Origin of the sequence: Clostridium pacaense (genome assembly GCF_020709765.2) — a bacterium.
Taxonomy (GTDB): Bacteria; Bacillota; Clostridia; order Lachnospirales; family Lachnospiraceae; genus Enterocloster; species Enterocloster hominis.
This window is the reverse complement of sequence record NZ_JAJFEB020000008.1, coordinates 115,726-136,231: the sequence shown is the minus strand read 5'-3', so window position 1 is coordinate 136,231 and position 20,506 is coordinate 115,726. Positions and strand designations below refer to the sequence as shown.

17 protein-coding genes are annotated in these 20,506 nt (G+C 47.4%); all 17 read left to right on the top strand.

Going from position 1 to position 20,506, the window contains the following annotated elements; genetic code table 11:
- Position 1: 1 nt before the first annotated feature.
- The 17 genes from glmS (at position 2) to LK536_RS44570 (ending at position 20,498) form a co-directional block, all read left to right on the top strand.
- On the top strand, positions 2–1,855 hold the full coding sequence (gene glmS, locus LK536_RS44650) for a glutamine--fructose-6-phosphate transaminase (isomerizing) (RefSeq protein ID WP_008718941.1): 1,854 nt from the start codon (positions 2–4) through the stop codon (positions 1,853–1,855).
- Between the two features lie 43 nt (positions 1,856–1,898).
- On the top strand, positions 1,899–2,378 hold the full coding sequence (locus LK536_RS44645) for an AfsR/SARP family transcriptional regulator (RefSeq protein ID WP_008718940.1): 480 nt from the start codon (positions 1,899–1,901) through the stop codon (positions 2,376–2,378).
- A 22-nt stretch (positions 2,379–2,400) separates the two neighbouring features.
- Positions 2,401–3,354, top strand: coding sequence for a sugar phosphate nucleotidyltransferase (locus LK536_RS44640; RefSeq protein WP_331472192.1), 954 nt, complete (start codon positions 2,401–2,403; stop codon positions 3,352–3,354).
- Positions 3,351–5,609 (top strand): hypothetical protein, encoded by a 2,259-nt coding sequence (locus LK536_RS44635; protein WP_227796253.1) that lies wholly within the window; start codon positions 3,351–3,353, stop codon positions 5,607–5,609. The genes LK536_RS44640 and LK536_RS44635 overlap by 4 nt, the downstream gene beginning before the upstream one ends.
- Before the next feature lie 21 nt (positions 5,610–5,630).
- The gene (locus LK536_RS44630) at positions 5,631–6,827 is read left to right on the top strand and encodes a nucleotide sugar dehydrogenase (protein WP_268886791.1); all 1,197 of its coding nucleotides are present in this window, start codon (positions 5,631–5,633) and stop codon (positions 6,825–6,827) included.
- Between the two features lie 62 nt (positions 6,828–6,889).
- Positions 6,890–7,159, top strand: a complete 270-nt coding sequence (locus tag LK536_RS44625; protein WP_329602242.1) for a glycosyltransferase family protein — start codon at positions 6,890–6,892, stop codon at positions 7,157–7,159.
- A 1-nt stretch (position 7,160) separates the two neighbouring features.
- Complete coding sequence (locus LK536_RS44620; RefSeq protein WP_329602243.1) at positions 7,161–8,012, top strand: glycosyltransferase family 4 protein; 852 nt, start codon at positions 7,161–7,163, stop codon at positions 8,010–8,012.
- A 38-nt stretch (positions 8,013–8,050) separates the two neighbouring features.
- Positions 8,051–9,580, top strand: a complete 1,530-nt coding sequence (locus tag LK536_RS44615; RefSeq protein WP_227796254.1) for a lipopolysaccharide biosynthesis protein — start codon at positions 8,051–8,053, stop codon at positions 9,578–9,580.
- Positions 9,577–10,620 (top strand): glycosyltransferase family 2 protein, encoded by a 1,044-nt coding sequence (locus tag LK536_RS44610; protein WP_227796255.1) that lies wholly within the window; start codon positions 9,577–9,579, stop codon positions 10,618–10,620. The genes LK536_RS44615 and LK536_RS44610 overlap by 4 nt, the downstream gene beginning before the upstream one ends.
- 4 nt (positions 10,621–10,624) lie before the next feature.
- The gene (locus LK536_RS44605) at positions 10,625–11,893 is read left to right on the top strand and encodes an O-antigen ligase family protein (RefSeq protein ID WP_227796256.1); all 1,269 of its coding nucleotides are present in this window, start codon (positions 10,625–10,627) and stop codon (positions 11,891–11,893) included.
- Positions 11,890–13,161: a hypothetical protein gene (locus tag LK536_RS44600; RefSeq protein ID WP_227796257.1), complete on the top strand. Its 1,272-nt coding sequence runs from the start codon at positions 11,890–11,892 to the stop codon at positions 13,159–13,161. The genes LK536_RS44605 and LK536_RS44600 overlap by 4 nt, the downstream gene beginning before the upstream one ends.
- Positions 13,158–14,957, top strand: a complete 1,800-nt coding sequence (locus LK536_RS44595) for a diguanylate cyclase domain-containing protein (RefSeq protein WP_227796258.1) — start codon at positions 13,158–13,160, stop codon at positions 14,955–14,957. The genes LK536_RS44600 and LK536_RS44595 overlap by 4 nt, the downstream gene beginning before the upstream one ends.
- Before the next feature lie 15 nt (positions 14,958–14,972).
- The gene (locus tag LK536_RS44590) at positions 14,973–16,667 is read left to right on the top strand and encodes a glycosyltransferase (protein ID WP_227796259.1); all 1,695 of its coding nucleotides are present in this window, start codon (positions 14,973–14,975) and stop codon (positions 16,665–16,667) included.
- A 30-nt stretch (positions 16,668–16,697) separates the two neighbouring features.
- On the top strand, positions 16,698–17,552 hold the full coding sequence (locus LK536_RS44585) for a 6-hydroxymethylpterin diphosphokinase MptE-like protein (RefSeq protein ID WP_227796260.1): 855 nt from the start codon (positions 16,698–16,700) through the stop codon (positions 17,550–17,552).
- Complete coding sequence (locus LK536_RS44580) at positions 17,549–18,565, top strand: glycosyltransferase family 2 protein (RefSeq protein ID WP_227796261.1); 1,017 nt, start codon at positions 17,549–17,551, stop codon at positions 18,563–18,565. Before LK536_RS44585 ends, LK536_RS44580 begins: the two co-directional genes overlap by 4 nt.
- A 40-nt stretch (positions 18,566–18,605) precedes the next feature.
- Complete coding sequence (locus tag LK536_RS44575) at positions 18,606–19,271, top strand: acylneuraminate cytidylyltransferase family protein (protein WP_008718915.1); 666 nt, start codon at positions 18,606–18,608, stop codon at positions 19,269–19,271.
- A 21-nt stretch (positions 19,272–19,292) separates the two neighbouring features.
- A complete protein-coding gene (locus LK536_RS44570) occupies positions 19,293–20,498 on the top strand; it encodes a glycosyltransferase (protein ID WP_227796262.1) in 1,206 nt (401 codons plus the stop codon).
- Positions 20,499–20,506: the final 8 nt, after the last annotated feature.

Genomic DNA, 20,506 nt, shown 5'->3' with positions numbered 1-20,506 from the left:
CATGTGCGGGATTGTAGGATATGCAGGAGATATGCAGGCTGCCCCCATCCTGTTGGATGGCCTGGCAAGGCTTGAATACAGAGGCTATGATTCAGCCGGAATCGCGGTGGCGGGCAGGCCGGAGGGCAAGGAAGAGGATGGAACAGGAACACTGGAAGTGGTTAAGGCAAAAGGCCGCTTAAAGGTTCTGTGTGAAATGACGGATAATGGAAGGGCAGTGGCCGGTACCTGTGGTATCGGCCATACTAGATGGGCCACCCATGGGGAACCATCGGTGGCCAATTCCCATCCGCACTGCGCAGGGAATAAGAGGGTCGCGGTAGTACATAATGGAATCATAGAAAATTTTCAGGAAATAAAAGATAAGCTGCAAAAAAGCGGTGTGGAATTCATTTCCCAGACCGACACGGAGGTACTGGCCCATCTCCTGGATAAATATTATAACGGGAATCCCATTGAGACCATAAGCAAAATGATGGTACGGATCCGCGGATCCTATGCCCTTGGCATCCTGTTTAAAGACAGGCCGGGAGAGATATACGCTGTCCGCAAAGACAGCCCATTGATTGCAGGACGTTCCGGCTGCGGTAATTTCATAGCGTCCGATGTGCCGGCCATCCTTAATTATACCAGGGATATCTGTTTTGTTAAAAATATGGAAATCCTCAGTATAACAAAGGATGGCATCCGGTTATATAACATTGACCAGGATGAGCTGGAGCCGGAATTTTCCCGTATAGACTGGGACACGGAAGCAGCGGAGAAGAATGGGTTTGAGCATTTCATGCTGAAGGAGATCCATGAACAGCCAAAGGCAGTACGGGACACCCTGAGCCCAAGGATAAAAGACAAACAGATCGTGTTGGATGAGTTAAAGATGACGGACGAGGAAATATGCGGTTTAAAGAGAATCCAGATGGTTGCATGCGGTTCCGCCTATCATGTGTGTATGAGTGCAAAATACATTTTCGAACAGTTGGCGCGGATACCTGTGGATGTGGATCTAGCAAGTGAACTGCGCTACAGGAATCCTGTGTTTGAGGACCACACCCTTGCCATTGTGGTGAGCCAGTCAGGGGAGACGGCGGATACCCTGGCGGCATTGAGGGAGGCCAGGAACCAGGGACTTCCGGTCATGGGGATTGTCAATGTGGTGGGAAGCTCCATTGCCAGGGAGGCGGATTATGTGTTTTACACATGGGCGGGTCCTGAGATTGCGGTGGCCACAACCAAGGCATACAGCGCCCAGCTGGCAGCGGTCTATGTACTGGCCATCTATTTTGGCCGGGTAAGGGGAAAACTGGATGACGGGACATATCAAGGTATGATTGAGGAACTTTTACTCCTTCCTGATAAAATCAGCCGGATCCTGGAGGAAAAAGAGCGGATTCAATGGTTTGCCAATAAGTTTTCCCATAACAATGATGTATTCTTTATCGGCAGAGGCCTGGATTATGCGGCTTCCATGGAGGGTTCCTTAAAACTCAAGGAGATATCCTATATGCACTCAGAGGCGTATGCTGCCGGAGAACTGAAGCACGGGACCATTTCCCTGATTGAGGACGGTATATGGACCATCGGTATTGCAACACAGGGCAGCCTGTTTGAAAAATTAATCAGCAACATGGTGGAGGTCAAAAGCAGGGGAGCAAATATCCTGGGGATTACTAGTTACGGGAATTACAGCATGGAGGACACGGCGGATTGTACCATATACGTTCCCAAGACATTGGAATGTTTTTATCCCAGTCTGGTTGTCATCCCTCTTCAGCTTCTGGCCTATTATGTATCCCTTTCTAAGGGACTGGACGTGGATAAGCCAAGGAACCTGGCAAAATCGGTGACCGTGGAGTAGCGGGTAACAGAAGGCTTGATACAAGAGAGGAGGGAAGACAGTCATGTCTGCAGACAGTCATATTTTCATACAGACCTTTAGCGGTTTTGATCTGTTCGTTGACAATCAGGTAGTCTATTTTTCCAGCAAAAAGTCGAAGGAACTATTGGCCCTCCTGGTCAGCAAAAGAGGAGGCAGCGTACCTCTTTCCGAGATAGCGTATATCTTATACAGCAATACACCGGAAAGAACAGCCAAAAATAATATAAGGGTCATTGGGTACAGGCTGCGCCAGATTTTAAGGGAGTATGGATGTGAAGGACTGTTGGTCCACAGGCCCGGGGTATACTCAGTCAACACAGAACTGTTTATCTGTGACTACTATGAATTCATGAAAGAAAACAGGACGTACATTACTGCCTATACGGGGAAATATATGCCGGAATATTTGTGGGCATCTGAGGCAGTTCCATATTTAAATGCGATATACAACTCATATAATGAAAAGCATTCCCTGCAGGAGAATCAGGTTAACAAATGCTAAGACAATACTAAGAGGGAAAGAAATGAGGCAGATGAATACAACATTAATTATAATGGCGGCTGGAATTGGAAGCAGGTTCGGAAACGGTATTAAGCAGCTGACAAAGCTTGGTCCTTCCGGGGAAATCATCATGGATTATTCCATCCATGATGCAATGCAGGCAGGCTTTAATAAAGTAGTGTTTATCATACGTAAGGAGATTGAAAAGGAATTTCAAAAAACGATTGGAGACAGGATTAAGGGACTGGTGGATATAGAATATGTATTCCAGGAACTGGAGGATGTACCTGACGGATACATTGTACCGGATAAGCGGAAAAAACCGTGGGGAACCGGTCAGGCGGTTTTATGTTGTAAGGATATAGTCAGGGAACCTTTTGCTGTTATTAATGCGGATGATTTTTATGGGAGTGAAGCCTTTGAAAAACTCCATGAATTTCTGGTGGGGAATCATGACGGTGCCTATCAATATGAAATGTGTATGGCAGGTTTCCGTCTGAAGAATACATTGTCTGTAAATGGCGGGGTTACCAGAGGTATCTGCATATCAGATGATAATGGACTACTGAAGGGCGTGGTTGAGACTCCCAATGTCCGTATGGGCTGTAATGGAGACATCCTTCATGATGGAATAAGGGATATGCAGATAACAGCGGATCAATATGTATCCATGAACATGTGGGGCGGATACCCTGCATTTTTCGGGTGTCTGGAACAGGAATTCCGGGGATTTTTAGATGATCTTACAGACAGTACGCAGGACAGCGGGGAGTTTCTTCTGCCGGCTGTCATAGATAAGCTGGTAAAGTCAGGGGAGGCAAGGGTAAGGATTCTTAAGACCAATGGCAGATGGTTTGGGGTTACTTACGAGGAAGATGCCCAGTCTGTCAGACAGGCATTGAAACACCTAACCGTTGAAGGCGTCTATGAAAACGCTCTGTGGAGTAGTTTCCGGCAAGGAGTAATTACATTATGAAGAGAAAAAAAATCATGCCAATCATCATCTGCACCGCCGCATTCGTGACAATCCCGTCCATATCCGCATTTGCCTTGGACGGATGGCAGCAGGATTCTGCCCAGGAATGGATTTATAAGGAAAATGACAGGAAACTGGTGAATCAGTGGGTTGCATGGGCAGACGGAACCCTGCGGTATGTAGGGGGAAATGGACAGATTGTTAAGAACAACTGGGTGAATTCAGGCGATGGACGGTACCGCTTAAAAGAGGACGGTACAAGATATGAGAACCAATGGTTCAGCACCACCTCCAATCCCGCGTTGCCTTCCTCAAAGCCGGTCACCAACTGGTATTATGCGGGGGCTGACGGTAAGATACTGAGGAATGGCTGGTATGAACTGGGAGGAAAATATTATTACTTCTATGAGTGGGGCAATTCCCCCAGAAAAATGTTCTTCAATCTTGAGGATAAGCGCTACTACGTGGATGAGGAAGGCGCCAGGAAGGCGCCTGGCTGGTTTTCCATTGACAATGTGAACAGCAAGGGACAGCCTTATACCAACTGGTATTATGTCACGGAAGATGGTTCCGTCTTGAAGGATGGGTGGCATGATTTGGAAGGAATGACCTGCTATTTCGATGCCTATGGCATAGCTTACCGCAGCAGATGGTTCAATCTGGGGGATGACCGCTATTATGTGGATGGGAACGGGGCGCGGCAGAGTGGGTGGTTTTCCATTACAGGCACCAACAGCAATGGACAGGAGTATACCAACTGGTATCACGCTGATTCCAATGGCGTGTTATGGCGCAATGGCTGGAGGGAGTTGGACGGGAACTGGTATTATTTCGATGCCAACGGCCTTAATTACCGGAAACGCTGGTACACAGACGGGAATGGGGACAGGTATTACCTGGATGAAAATGGAATCCTTCAGGATGACGGCTGGTTTAAGCTTGAATATACCAACAGCAGTACCGGAGCCATAACTGAAAACTGGTATTATGCATCTGAATCCGGTTCCGTATTCAAAGGCGGTTTCAGGGAACTGGAGGGAAAACGATATTATTTTGACGCTAATGGCCTTAATTACCGGAAACGCTGGCTGGCTGAGGAAAACGGTAAGAGACGCTATATTGGGGATGAGGGATATTTATATCAGGACCAGTGGTTTGTCATCAGCGGCCTGGACTCCAGGAATTCAGATTACAATAACTGGTACTATGCGGCAAATGATGGATATGTGCGTATGGACGGCTGGTATAAAATTGACGGACAGCATTATTGTTTTAATACTTCAGGCGTCATGCGGACAGGCTGGCTGACAGAGACAGCGGATGATGACGATGATGAATACTCTTATTATTACTGTGGGAAGGACGGAGCCAGGGTAACTGGCTGGCAGTGGCTGGAAATCCCGGAAAGCTGGATGGATAATTCGGATGTGGTGGATTACGTACAGGACCACGGCCAGTCAGCTTATTTTTATTTTAGTAAATCCAACGGAAATAAGAAGCGTTCCTCCAGTGGAAAAAGGGAAGTCAAGGTGGATGGGGTAACCTACTGTTTTGATGAAAAGGGTATCATGCACCAGGGCTGGGTAAAACTCAGCACAGCAACGCCGGAGATAAAAGGTTACCGTTACTTCTACCAGCCGGAATCCGAACAGGATAAGACATTCATCCAGGGTGAACGGGCAGATGGGACATGGTTAAAAATAGACGGCCCAGCGGACCTTAACAGTTCCGGGCAAAAGGAATGGTATTACTTCGACCAGTCAGGAAAACCGAAATGCGGCAATGAAAACAGCTATGCCGTTGAGAAAATCCACGACAGCTACTATGTCTTTGACATGTATGGGGGTGCGCAATACGGTCTCATTGATGTGAACGGGGAATTCTATTATTGCGGAGGTCCGGACGGGAACCGGAAGTGTGTCACTGGTAAGACCATGCTGAATGACGGCATAGGTGCCGCCCGTTCCCAATATTATTTTGACCTTAAGGGAAAAGGAATCACCGGCATCAAGGACGGGGCATTTTACTATAAGGGAAGGCTTCAGAAAGCGGATTCCTCGGCAAGATATGAAGTATTTGACATACCAGGAAACGGAAAACGGTTGGTTAATTCTAGCGGGAAAATCATGAAAAACACCAAGGTAACTGACGGGAATGACCAGAAATGGGTTCTTGGCTCAGGCGGGAAGATCCTCACCTATGGTTCCGATGAGGTGGCTGAAATACTGGCGCCCGAGGCTACTGTTTCCTATTGATGTGGCAAAGGAGGTGGGCGGATGGAAAAACAGATGAAAATAGCAGTGGCTGGAATGGGGTATGTGGGACTGTCCAATGCGGTGCTGCTTTCCCAGTACAATCCTGTGTATGCAGTGGACATACTTCCTGAAAGGGTAGATGAAATTAACCGCAGGCAGTCCCCGGTTGCGGATTCTGAACTGGAATCATACTTAAAAGAGAGAAGCCTTAATCTGCTGGCCACGGCTGATGCAGAGGAGGCATATGGAAATGCTGATTTTGTCATCATAGCAACCCCGACTGATTATGATACGGAACAGTCCAGGTTTGATACATCCTCTGTGGAGATGGTCATTGACACGGTAATGCGCATGAATCCAAGGGCCTGTATTGTCTTAAAGTCAACGGTTCCATTGGGATTTACCGATGAGATGCAGGCCAGGTACCGGACAGGCTGCATCCTGTTCTCCCCTGAGTTCCTGAGGGAAGGCCGGGCTTTGCATGATAATCTGTACCCATCCAGGATTATTGTGGGCCTGGATACACGCAATCCCGTCCAGCAGGAGAAGGCCCGCATATTTGCAGGCCTGTTAAAAGCCGCTTCCCTAAAGGAGGAGGTGCCAATCCTCTATATGGATTCAACCGAGGCAGAGGCCGTAAAACTGTTCTCCAATACATACCTGGCCATGAGGGTGGCTTTTTTTAATGAGCTGGACACCTATGCGGAGGCATTCGGCTTGAATACTGAAAGTATCATAAACGGGGTGTGCCTGGATCCGAGGATTGGCAACCACTACAACAATCCTTCCTTTGGATATGGCGGATACTGCCTGCCAAAAGACACACAGCAGCTGCTGGCCAATTATGGTAATATACCCAACTGCATCATGACAGCCATTGTAAGGGCCAATCAGACCAGGAAGGATTTCATTGCAGGGCAGATATTAAAGAAATCCCCTGAGGTTGCAGGAATTTACCGCCTGACCATGAAAGCGGATTCAGATAACTTCCGGCATTCCTCCATCCTTGGAATCATGAGGCGGCTGGAAAGGAAGGGCGTGAAAATGGTCATCTATGAACCTGCAATCAAAGCAGATTCGTTTTTAGGGATGAGGATTATCCGTGACCTGGAGGAATTTAAACAGATATCGGATGTGATTGTGGCCAACCGGTATGACCGGCAGCTGGCAGATGTACGGGGAAAGGTGTATACAAGAGATTTATTCCAGTGCGATTAAGCATCCGGGCAGCATAAGATAAAACATGGAATACCGTACAGGATGGAGGGGAGCGGGACAGCATGAAGATTGCAATGATTGGACACAAACGGGTACCATCCAGGGAAGGCGGGATTGAGGTTGCCGTGGAGGAACTGTCGGTCCGCCTGACAGCCTTGGGACATCAGGTTGACTGCTATAACCGGTGGCAGGATTTTGGCGCCGGGGCAATCCGCCTGCCCCGGGAATATAAAGGAATACGGCTCATAAGGATACCTACCTTGGCGAACCCCTCCCTGAATGCGTTCATCTATTCCGTGCTTGCCGTGCTGCGCGGTAATCGGCCGGTATGACGTGATACACTTCCATGCAGAAGGCCCCTGCGCCATGACATTCCTGCCCAGGTGGCTGGGAATCCCGGTTGTATCAACCATACATGGACTGGATTGGCAGAGGGCCAAGTGGGGCCGGTTTGCAACGCGCTACCTCCTGTGGGGAGAACGGAATGCGGCGCGCTATTCCGATGCCCTGATTGTATTGTCAAATGGGAACCAGCGGTATTTCAGGCATACATATGGGCGGGAGACAATCTATATCCCCAACGGTGTAAACCTGAAACCCTGCCTGGAGCCGGAGGAGATTGGCCGCAGATGGAATCTGGAAAGTAATGGTTATATCCTTTTCCTGTCCAGGCTGGTGCCGGAGAAAGGCCTGCATTATCTGATTAGTGCATATAAAAAAATGGACACAGATAAGCGGCTGGTAATTGCAGGTGAACTGACGAAAAACAATGAATATGTAAAGTTGATACGCGGTATGGCCGGAGATGACCCAAGAATCCTGTTCACTGACTTTGTCCAGGGGCAGGTGCTGGAGGAACTGATGGCCAATTGCTGCGTATATGTGCTGCCCAGCGATATCGAGGGCATGTCCATCAGCCTTCTGGAGGCCATGAGCTATGGCGTCCGGTGCCTGGTCAGTGACATTGAGGAAAATGTTGATGTTTCAGGGGGATTCGCCATGAGCTTTCCAAAAGGAAATGCAGCCATGCTGCAGTCATGCCTTGAACGGATGCTGGGTGAGGACGTAAGCCTTCATGACCGGGAAGGGCAGATTGCATTTGTAAGGGAAAAGTACAGCTGGGATCATGCGGTGGATGAGCATATACGCGTCTACGGACAGGTAAAGAGGAAAAAAACAAAATAAGATAACATCAAAATTAGAAAAGTATGTCTGGTGTCCATATGAGAACAGAAAAAAGTATACGTAACATAGTTTACGGCGAGGTGAACGTAATCCTGACCGTCCTTTTGAGTATGGTTACCAGAACCGCCCTGGTCCGTATCCTGGGACTTTCAGCGGTCAGCCTCAATGGTTTGTTTACAGAAGTAATCGCTGTCTTATCCCTTGCGGAACTGGGGGTGGGTTCTGCCATAACATATAATCTCTATAAACCATTGGCAGGACAGGACGAACAGAAACTGACGCAGCTGATGTGGTTTTACAAAAGCGCATATCGGCTCATAGCAGGATTCATCCTGGCGGCCGGATTATGTTTCCTGCCCTTTGTATCATGCCTAATCAGGAATGCGGAATATGACATGGGATATCTTAGGCTTGTGTATGTGATATTTTTGCTGAAGACAGTCAGCTCCTACTTCTTTTCATACAAACGGACCCTGCTGGATGCGGACCAGAAGATGTACCTGATTTCAGCCGCCAATACCCTGTTCCGTTTCATTACGGTGGCTTCCAATCTGGCGGTTTTGATGCTGACCCACAATTTCATTGCATACCTGCTGTCGGACGTAGGTGTGACCCTGGCCAATAATGTGGCCATTGCCCATATTGCGGACAGACAGTATCCTTTTTTGAAAAAAAGGGACAGGCTTCCCACGGAAGAAAAGAAAAAGATTTTTGCCAATATGAAACATATTTTTATTGGGACCTTATCCGGGAAAATCACCAACTCCACGGATAACATACTGATATCAGTTCTGGTGGGGACCCTGCAGGTTGGTCTGTATTCCAATTATTCATTAATTATATCAAATGTACGGAAGATATTGCTTCTGATTCCCGATGCGGCGGCCGGGAGCATAGGGAACCTGGCCGTGTCGGAAAGCAGGGAGCGGTGCCACCAGGTCCTATGCAGGATGACATTTATCATATACCTGGTAACCACATTCTGCTCCGCCTGTATCCTTTGTATGTCGGACCCCTTTGTTGAAATCCTGTTTGGCAGGAAATATCTGATGGATGATATCCTGCAGTATTCCTTTGTGGTGAATTTCTTTTATTTTGTGGTCAGGGAGCCACTGTGGCGGATGATGATGGTGTCGGGATTGTTTGCCAAGGATAAGAACATATCGATTCTGGGAAGCAGCATAAACCTGGTTGTCTCCATTGTGCTGGGGCTTAAGTGGGGCATACTTGGAATCATGCTTGGAACCACGTGCACGTTAATCATCCAGATCATATTAAAAACCAGGCTGCTGTACCGGGAATTCCTGTACCTGGATGCGGCACATTATCAATGGCTTCTGATTAAAATATCCGCGGCTGCCTTTGCAGGGCTGTATATCAGCAAACTCCTCTGCCATATGATGATACCGGCATCTCCATATGGAAGGCTGTGGGTGTATTTTATGGTGGCGTGTATTGTATCGGTGTCCCTGAATGTGGTCCTTTTTTATAGAACAGAGGAATTCATCTACTGCAGGAACCTGGCTGTCAGGATGCTTAAGGAATATGTGAGTGCGAAAGGTAAATGAAAATGGAATTTTCTCTTGTGGTACCTGTATATAATACGGATCCGGCTTATTTTCATCAATGTATGGATTCCATACTGGGACAGGATTATGAAGGTGACTATGAAGTAATCCTTATTGATGATGGATCCACTACAGATATAGGAAGCGTATGTGACAGCTATGGGAATAAGGATTCACGTATCATGGTTGTACACCAGGAGAACCGAGGGGTATCTGAGGCAAGGAATGAAGGCATACGCAGGGCGGGTGGGGACTGGATATATTTTATTGACCCGGACGACTGGATTGAATTAAATGCACTCTCAGGTGCGGCTGACATATTGGAAAAATACAATCCGGACATCCTGTACGTTGCCTATGAAGAAAACATGGCCCATGCCTCGGTATTGCATGGATATGGCCCTAAAGGCTGGCTGGCGCTGGATACGGATGGTAAGGAGGACCTGGGTTTAGGACTGCTGGACAATACATACTGCGGCCTTCCGTGCTGTTTTGGTTCGGTATGCACCCAGTTCTACAGAACCGGTTTTTTGAAAAAGAATCAATTGTATTTCCTGCCGCAGCTTCGCAGGATGGAGGATACCATGTTCAATCTCCATACGCTGGATGCCGCCTCCAGCCTGGGTGTCCTGGACCAGGTGGTTTATCATTACAGGAAGAACCCACAGTCCATCTGCAACCGGTTCAACCCTGCCATCCAGGAGTATATATTGGAGTTTAACAAAGTGTTACATGAGTACATCCAGGGAAAACCAGAGGACTGGAACCGGGCGTTTGAATATAAAGCCACAAGGAATTACTGTGAAATCCTCCGCCTGTATTACCTTAACCCCGGTTGGAACGCGGACAGGAAACACAGGAAAGCGCAGTGGGAACAGTTAATAAGACGCACTGCCTATGCCTGGTATCTGGGAAAGGACAGCTATAAACGTATTCTTAAAAAGAGCAGGAGATACGCAGTCATACTATTCCTGACCTATAACATACAGTCCTTTTTCCTGTTGGAATGTTTTTGGAAAGCATATAATCTGGTCAGGTGATTCTTTGGATATAAAAAACAGTGAAATTGTAAAAAAGAGTATGGCAGCGGCATTCATCCTGATTATGACTGCTGCATTTTACGCCACCGCTGAATACCGCGGCGGCCTGCCTGCATTGCCGGTGAGTACACGTTACGTGGCGGACGTCCTGGTGATTGGCATGGGACTCTTATGGATCCTGGTTACGGTGGACTTCCAAAGGATACGGTTCCTATATTCTGTCTCAATGATCATGATGGTCCCGATAATCGGCATCGGGCTTATATCCATGGTGATATGGCTGGTGCGGTGCCAGGAAACATCCTTTGTCACAAGGGGGACCATCAATGTTGTATGCCTTCTTCTTAATATACTGTGCGCGGCAGCGGGCTATTATATGTTTGGGAAGAAGACTGTTTCGTATATGCTGTACGCGTCCTGCACAACGGTTTTTGTGATTTTGCTGGACCTTATCAGGAACCATGGAGCCGGAAGCTTCCTGTCGGAATATATCGCGTTGATTACTACCTTTGCGGATACAACAGGCCCAATCATGAGGAAGATGGAACTGCATGACCTGACCCAGGGGCTGGGTGTGTTTGTGATGTATTATCTGTACTGTGCCAGGAATAAGCAGTGGTATGTTGTGGAATTCATATGCGCAGCATTTTTCTTTTCCACCGGATTAAAGAGAATCGATGTGCTGGCTATCCTGGCAGCGTTATTGGTGGGAATCATATATGACGCTGTGTCTGAGAGAATGAAGACCGCATTCCTGGCCGTTATTGTGTCAGGAATGTTTATTTTTTCGTACCTGTACCTGTATCTGATTAAAAAGGGCTGGTATCAGCCGCTTATGGATTACTTTGGGATTGACACCATGAGCAGGGGGTATTTATATGACTTCTTTAAAGAATACTATGAGATGTCTCCCGCATTCCTGGGATATGGAATCCGTTATATCTTTAAAATCAGGAACGATTATAAGACAACAGGGGTGGGCACCTATGTCCCGGGCATGGCCCACAATGATATAATGACACATTTCATCGAATTGGGTTTTTGGGGATTCATCTACTGGCTGTGGAGCAATACCTGGTATAAAGTTTCCGCTGTGAAGAAAAAATTCGGTTCCAGGGCATCCGGATTCATGCTTCTGACGGTCATATACACATTCATTACATACCTTACGGATAATACCTTCTTTTATTATTCAATTAACATAGTGGCACACATTACGGTTATTGCATATGTGGATGAACACAGACTGGTTCAGGAGGAGGGCAGCTTATGAGTCATAAAGGCAATGTATTCTTAATCATAAATACATTCCGTACCTATAAATGGAAACTGATGCTGTGCATGGCCATTGTCACGCTGGGCCTGGGATGCAGATTCTACATAAGCAGCTTCCAAGCCTCAACCATCTGGTTTGCATATAACTATGAAAGGGCGTCCAAAGGGCTGAATCCCAATGGTTCACGTTTCAATGCATATGAAATCAAGTCAGAGGCAGTGCTTGAAAGGGCGCTTGAGCTTGCCGGGGTCACGGAGATAAGCTCGGAAGAACTGGGGGAGAACATAACCATCCAGGTACCGGTGAAAAGCGGAAGGGATTACATCGCAACCCAGTACAAGGTTACATATATTGCCAATAAGGAACTAAAATCCGTGGACGCCCAGTCCATGCTTCAGATGGTCGCCTACGCGTATCTGGAATATTTCTATGACAACTATACGGACAATACATCAATCCTCCAGTACAGACCGGCGGATACGGAGGGCTTGGAGTATCGCCAGATTGCCCGTTATTACAACACCAAACTGATACAGCTTAAGAATTATGTGAATGGCAGGATTGAGGAGAACAAAAGCTTTGTCTCGGACGAGGGCATCACATTCCAGGATATCAGGGCCAAGGTCGATAACCTGCTGCGTATCAACCTGTCTAATTTCCGTTCATTTGTTACCGAGAAAGGCCTTTATAAAGAGCGCCAGTCCTATGTTGAACTGCTGGATTATAAAAATTATAAGGATGACAACATATATTCCCTCAATACAAAGACATATAACCTTTATAAAAGCTGCATCGAGCAATATGACCCCAAGCTGACCGGGGTTGTGCTGGTCCCGTCGGTTGACAGGAATCAGGATTTCTATATGTCCAAGACAAAGACGGGGATTGACCATCTGGCGGAAAATGCAGTGGGCGCGGAGGAAACCGCTGAAAAGAAACGGGCGGATATAAAAAACAGGCAGTCCATCATTGACCATATTAAGGAATCGGATAATCAGGCATCCGATCTTAAAAAGGCCGATGAAATGATATGGAAGATTGACGCGGAATTAAAGAATGTGTCCAACCAGGCCATGCAGATAGATGTGGAATACTCCAGATATAAAAATAAGGATTATGTGACGGTAAAAGATAATCCGTTGGGGCTCATGACCAGGATGAATTTCACAAAGGCAGTTTTGCTGTCAGCGGTATTTACAGCAATGGCGGCAACGGCCGTAATGTACAGGGAGAATAAGCGCAGTACAAGGGAGGACGGGCAGTGAAAGAATTCCAGATTGTTCGATATGTAAGCAATTGGAAATACCTGATTGCTTTGTGCACGGTCCTGGGCGGCATTATTTTTTATGGTTATTTCAGCCGGCAGCAGGTATACACTGCCTACGCAATCATTTCCTATACGAATACAGAGGCTAAAAGCGGAAAGACCCCGTCAGGAACGGACATCGATGTCAGTGAAATATACTCCCCCAATGTGGTGGCGGATGCAATTGAAAAATTGGAAAGCAATGTCAGCGTGGATTTTGTTAGGAGCAGGATTAAAGTTGAACCCATTATTTCAGATGAGGAGCAAAAGCGCAAGGAAGCCATCCTGAAGGAGGGGGAGGAGTATGAAGAGTCCCCTACGGACTATTATATATCCTTTTCCGTGGGAAAGGACTATTCTGAGGATTTTGCTAAAAACATGCTGAACACGGTCCTCAGCAGCTATTTTGATTTTTACAGTGAAAAGTATGTCGCAAAGGCAGTCATACCCAACAATGTGGAAAATATAGGTAAGGGTAATTACGATTACATTGAGAGCATCGATATCATGAAGCAGTCCATCGGCGAGATACTGGAGTATCTAAACAGCAACCAGGCAAGCTTTCGTTCTTCCAGGACAGGATACAGCTTTTATGATTTGATTACATCCTACCAGCTGCTGGAGGAAGTAAGCCTGGACCGGCTGTATGTGGACGTGCTTTCGGGGCGTAAGACCAAGGACCGGGCGGTCCTGGTTGAAAAAACCAATGATGAAATCCAGAGCCTTCAGATCCAGCTGGAAAAGATGAAGGCACAGTCGGACGAGCTGCTTCTTACCATAGGGCAGTATAATCCGAAAATCCTGGAAGCCCAGGAATACAGCACGGATACGAAAGGTGCGGAAACCGCCAACTCCATCATCCTTCAGGATATCTATGAGAGAAGGGATGAGGAGGGGAATATCTTCTACAGTGAGAATACATATGATACATTGATATCCCATTATGTGGATTATAACAAAGAGATATTCAGCCTGGAACAGCAGATTGAGGAAAAAAAGTATATCCTCGAATGCTTTCAGGACAATACCGGGGCAGCCTTGTCTTTGAGCAATGAAATGCTGGAGGGCCGTATCCGCCTTGTGGCAGACAGGATGGATTCCCTTTATGGGATTGTGGCCCGGACCGGGAGGGAATATAACAGCTATCTGGTCAGTAAGAATATTGCAATGCAGAACAGTGTGGATGCATATGCGCAGCTGAACCTGAAGCTTTATATGACAATGGCGTTTGTCCTGTTCTTCGGCATCGGATGCTGCGGGGCAATCCTCATCGGCCGTATCGGTGATATTGTGGAATACACTTTATATGTGGACAGGAAGACCAGGCTTCCAAGCAGGCTCAGCTGCGATGAACGGATTGAGAAGATTAAGAAAAGAGGGGCGCTGGGAACATTTACCTGTGTGGTGCTTTCCATTGAAAACCTGAAAGAGGTCAACCGCACCATCGGGTATTCCGCAGGCGACAAGGTTCTGGAAGAAATTGGAAACATATTAAAATCACTGTCAAAGGAATATGGATTTATTGGCTATAATGGGGCGAACCAGTTCCTGTGTCTGCTTGATAACTGTACCTATGGAAAAGCGGAATTCATGGTGAGCCTGTTAAGCGAGGCCATTAAACACTTTAACGATGGGAATCCAGGGGTCATGATTGAGATGAAGGCCAGGATTGCGGATTCAAAGAAGACAGGGATTTATCAGATTAACAAACTTATTTCAAAAGCTTATGAGATGGAAGGGATAACAATAGGTTAGACAATGGAAGCAGGTTTGGTCAGTGTAATAATCACCACATATAAACGGGAATTCACCATGCTGAAGGAAGCGCTTGACAGTGTGCTGTCCCAGACATACGTCCCTGTGGAAATCATAGTGGTGGATGATAACGGAGGGAACGGGGAATATACCCTCCGGATTGAGGAGGGACTGAAGGCATACCCGGAAATCATATACATAAAGCAGCCTCATAATTCCGGTGCACAGGCAGCAAGGAATACGGGAATCATGGCCAGCCATGGGGAGTTCATTGCGTTTCTGGACGACGATGATTTATGGGAACCGGAAAAGCTTGCCATGCAGATTCCGTGCTTTGAGGATCCCGGGGTAGGGCTGGTGTTCTGCCAGGGATATGTGTTTGATGACGGCGATATAGGGAACAGGCGCTTATACCACCAGGAAGGAACGTTTAAGGAGGAGCCTGATTTTAACGGGATGCTTGAAAATGACACAATCGGAACCACTTCCCAGGCCGTTGTCAGGAGAACCGTATTCGATGACTGCGGAATGTTTGATGTGGGCTTCCCGGCAAGGCAGGACTACGAGATGTGGCTGCGGATTCTGAAACGGTATAAGGCAGCAGGGATAGATGTCCCCCTATTCAATATGAGGGTGCACAAGGGGGAGCGGATTACCTCTGATCCGATGCGGGGAATCCGCGGATACCAGAAGGTATATAAAAAATATAAAAAGGATTTCAAACAGAACAGGGCAGCCCGCACCAACCTGCTGAATGAAATCTGCTGGAGATTGTGGAAACAGGCGCACCGGTACCCGGAAAGCATCCTGTACGCAGTCCGGCTGTTCTTTGTAAATCCTGGTTTTGTGCTGGGCAAGGGGCGTATGGGGAAGCTGGGCCGCATTTTAAAAAGAGTCATGATTGGTATTGTAGCCTTATTGGCCCTGGCGGCTGTGTGGCAGAAAATAATGTCGGACCAGGATACGCTGGAACTTTCCTTTTATCATGTCAAGTCGGAGAAGGTCAGGGAAGGGTTCCGTATTGTACAGCTGTCGGACCTACACCTTAAGGAATTCGGGGAAAATAACCAGGAACTTGTTGCAAGGGTGAAGCGACTGGAGCCGGATATCATTGCCATTACCGGGGACATGAATATGGAACATAATGATGACTATCATGTGGTCCTGGATCTGTGCAGGCAGCTGGTGGATATAACCGATGTATATTATGTGATGGGCAACCACGAACTGGTGGACTATGCGCACCGCAAGACCAAAATACGGGATGATATTGAACAAACAGGCGTGCACATGCTCTTTAACGATGCGGAAATGATTCAGGTAAATACCAATGACATCTATATTGCCGGTTTGATTAACGAACCTTACAATTACGTGGAGTACGGCGGGAAGCGGTTTATGGATGAATATGTCAGGAGTGAGGAGTTCAAGCTGCTGCTGGTGCACTATCCGGAGTATTTCATGGGGGAACTGGAGGACATGCCGGTTGACCTGGCTCTCTGCGGACACGCCCATGGAGGGATAGTCCGGATTCCTTATCTGGGAGGTGTCTATGCCACGGAACAGGGCTTTTTCCCGCCTCTTACAGAAGGACAGCATGAGATAAATGAATCGGTTGTCATTATCAGCAGGGGCCTTGGGCAGAGCCATCCCTTCCCGCGGATTAATAATAAACCGGAAATTGTTGTGGTGGACGTGAACTGGTATTGATGGGTGACAGATGGGAAGGTGGGGGAACCAATGAAGGAACTGATTAAAGACATAGTGGTCCGTTCGGATTTTTTGTCAGCCCTGCGCAGGTGGTTCAGGGCCGGTGTGGGGGCGCTGTCATTTTACAGGATGAGGAAATCCTATGGCAAGACCACCTATGGGACGAGAATCAACATGTATAAAGGAGTCTATGAAGGACAGCGGTGCTTCATCATAGGAAACGGTCCAAGCTTAAAACCTGGGGATCTGGAGCTTTTGAGGAATGAATACACCTTTGCGGCAAACCGTATCCACCTGATGTATGACAGGACCAGATGGCGGCCCACATTTTATCTATGCCAGGATAAGGATATGCTGAAAGCAGAGGAGGAAAACATAAGGAAAATCCAATGTGACTGCTTCATTGGTTATAATTCCATGGTGAGGAATGGAACCTGCCTTGCCAATGTCAATGCATATCTGATGGATGACAGGGCAATCCTGCGGAGGAAAAAGAAGATTCCGTTTTCTTATGACTGTGAAAAGACAGTGGTCGATGCCTCCACGGTGACATACTCAAGCATCCAGCTGGCGGTGTATATGGGGTTTTCCAAAATCTATCTCCTGGGAATGGACCATCATTTCCCCCATACGATTGATAAAAACCGAAGAATCACATATGATGCATCGGTCCAGTCGCATTTTGACACAAGATATAAGGATGTGTATAAGGCTGCGGAGCAGAAGAAGAAAATCGTTCTTGCTGTCTACGATAAGGAGATGGCGGAAGAGGCATACAAGAGTGCATTGGAAGCAGCCGGGCAGATGGGGACAGAGATTTATAATGCAACCAGGGGCGGGGAACTGGAAGTGTTCCCAAGAGTCAGATTGGAACAGGTGATATGAAGAAACGGCTGTCAGTTATTATTCCCATGTACAATGCCCGGGCCTACATAAAGCGATGTATTGATTCAGTTTTAAACCAGGGATTTGAGGGATTGGAAATCATTGTAGTTGATGACGGTTCAACCGACGGAGCCAGCTCCGTAATCCAGGGCTATGGCGATGAACGGATCCGTCTGGTCAGTCAGGAGAAGAAAGGCGTATCCGCGGCCAGGAACGCCGGACTGGATATTGCACAGGGAACGTACGTTGTTTTTGCGGATGCGGATGATTACCTGCTGGACGGTTCACTGAAAGCCATGTATGGCACCATATCCGCACAGGATGTGGAATTGGCTGTATTTGGCTATATCAATGAAAAAAACGGGGCGTTTTATAAGAAGCAGTATGCCGGGCTTCAGGTCATGGAGCGGGAGTCTGCCTTTGTCCAACTGTTCAGGAACCCGGCATTCCGAGGCGTTTTATGGAACAAGATTTTCATCAGGGACATAATAGAGGAAGCGCAGATCCGTTTTCCCGTGGAATACACCCACGGGGAAGATCTGATTTTCGTGACCAGGTATCTGAAACAATGCAGCAATATCTGCGTGAATCCCAGGCTGGTGTACATGTACGCTGAGAATCCCGATTCACTTTGCAGGCAGATGTACCATAAAAATGAGTTCAATGGAAAGTATCTGGTCCTGTACGATGCGGAAAAGGTTGTATTTTCCTGTATTGCCCAGGAGAGCCGCCCGGTATTGGAAGCATTTGACCTGAAGCATGTGGAAACCTGCATCGATATATTGAACCGTCTGGCGCATTTTAAGCTGTACAATCATGAAAAGGCCGGCGCGGTTGCTTCTGATGTAAAAAGCCACGCAGTTCAGTATCTGTCCGCGCAGGACCAGCATCCAAGGAAGACGGTGAATATCATAAGCATACTGCTTATCTGCCTCTCCCCACGGCTGTTCATGAGGGTATACCATACGGTGAAGACACTGGCCTGGAACCTGGGATTCAGGAGCAGGGCATGAATGTTAATTGGAATGTCCCACACAAAGGAGGAACTGTCTTATGAAGACTGCGTGTTTTATTCCTATCAAAGCCAATTCAGAACGTGTCCCGGGCAAAAACTTCCGGGTGCTGAATGGCAAAAAGCTATATGAGTACATTATTGAACATACCATGGATGCGGACTGCTTTGATGACATTTATATTGATACCAACAGTCCTGAAATCACAGGCTATGCCCTTGATCATGGACTTCATGTGATTGAACGCCTGGATGCGCTCACACATAATACGGCCAATGGGAATGACCTGCTTGTTTACCACCATCAGCTTCATCCTGAATATGATTACTATTTCCAGCTGTTTGCCACGGCGCCGTACCTTCAGGCGGATTCCATTAAAAAATGTGTCAATACGCTGATTGACAGTGAGACATATGATTCCTGTTTTACTGCATTGAAGAATCACGGCTTTTACTGGGTCAATGGCCAGCCGGTAAACTACCGTCCGGGTATCCTGCCGAGAAGCCAGGATATGCAGCCGGTGATTGAGGAAACCACTGGTCTATACGGGATTTCCAAGGATTCCCTGGAGCGGTACCGCTGCCGTATCGGCAGGAAGCCGTATATTTACTTTGTGCAGAAATTCGAAGCCGTGGACATCAATACGGAAGAAGATCTGGTAATGGCTGAGTACGTAGGCAGTACCTATTGGCATTATAACGGATGAATCCCCAGACAGGAGGACGGGATGAAGGTTTTAATCGTAAATAAATTCTTAAAGCCAAAGGGAGGCTCAGAAACCTATATCATCAAGATTGGCGATTGTCTGAAACAGAAAGGCCATCAGGTCCAGTATTTCGGCATGGATGAGCCGGGCCGCACCCTTGGGAACCGCATTAATCAATATACAGCCAGCCTGGATTTCCACACAACCGGATACAGGCGTCTTCTGTTTCCATTTAAAATCATATATTCCAGGGAAGCCAGGGTAAAGCTGATGCGTGTCCTGGAGGATTTCCAGCCGGATGCGGTCCATATCAACAATTTTAATTATCAGCTGACCCCTTCCATCCTCTATGGTATCCGGGATTTTGAAAAAAAATCGGGAAAAAGGACAACCGTCCTGTACACTGCCCATGATTACCAGCTTATATGTCCAAACCATATGCTCAACTCCCCCGGGGACGGACAAAACTGCGAGCAGTGTGTGGGCGGTCGTTTTTTTGGCTGTATCAGGAAGCGCTGTATCCACCAGTCCCTTGTAAAGAGCATACTGGGCGCTGCCGAGGGAGCCATATACAGAAAGCTGAAGGTTTACCGCTGCATTGACCGGATTGTCTGTCCAAGCTATTTCCTGGAAGATAAATTGAACCAGGTGGAATTATTCAGGAACAAGACCATTACATTACATAATTTTGCTGACCGGATGGAGGCAGGACCTGCCCGGAAGAGAGACTATGTCCTGTATTTTGGAAGATATTCCAGGGAAAAGGGAATCGGGACCCTTCTTAAGGCGTGCAGGGAACTGCCGGATATCCCCTTTGTCTTTGCAGGGGACGGACCGCTGGCAGACAGTGTGACCGGGATACCTAACATTAAGAACGTGGGATTCGTTAAGGGGGATTCACTGGCCCAGCTGATACAGGAGGCCAGGTTCAGCATTTATCCGTCGGAATATTATGAAAACTGTCCGTTTTCCGTCATCGAATCCCAGCTTCTTAAGACACCTGTGCTGGGAGCCAGGATTGGAGGAATCCCGGAGTTGATACAGGAAGGTGTAAACGGCTCCCTGTTTGCCAGCGGAAACCTGGAGGAGCTGAAAGAGAAGATACGGCATCTGTGGGATTCCCCGGGGCTTTGCGCCAGTTGGGCGGAAAACTGCGGGGACATCCGGTATGACACCCTGGAGATGTACTGTGACAAGCTGCTGAAACTATATGAAACAAAACAATGAGGTAAGGA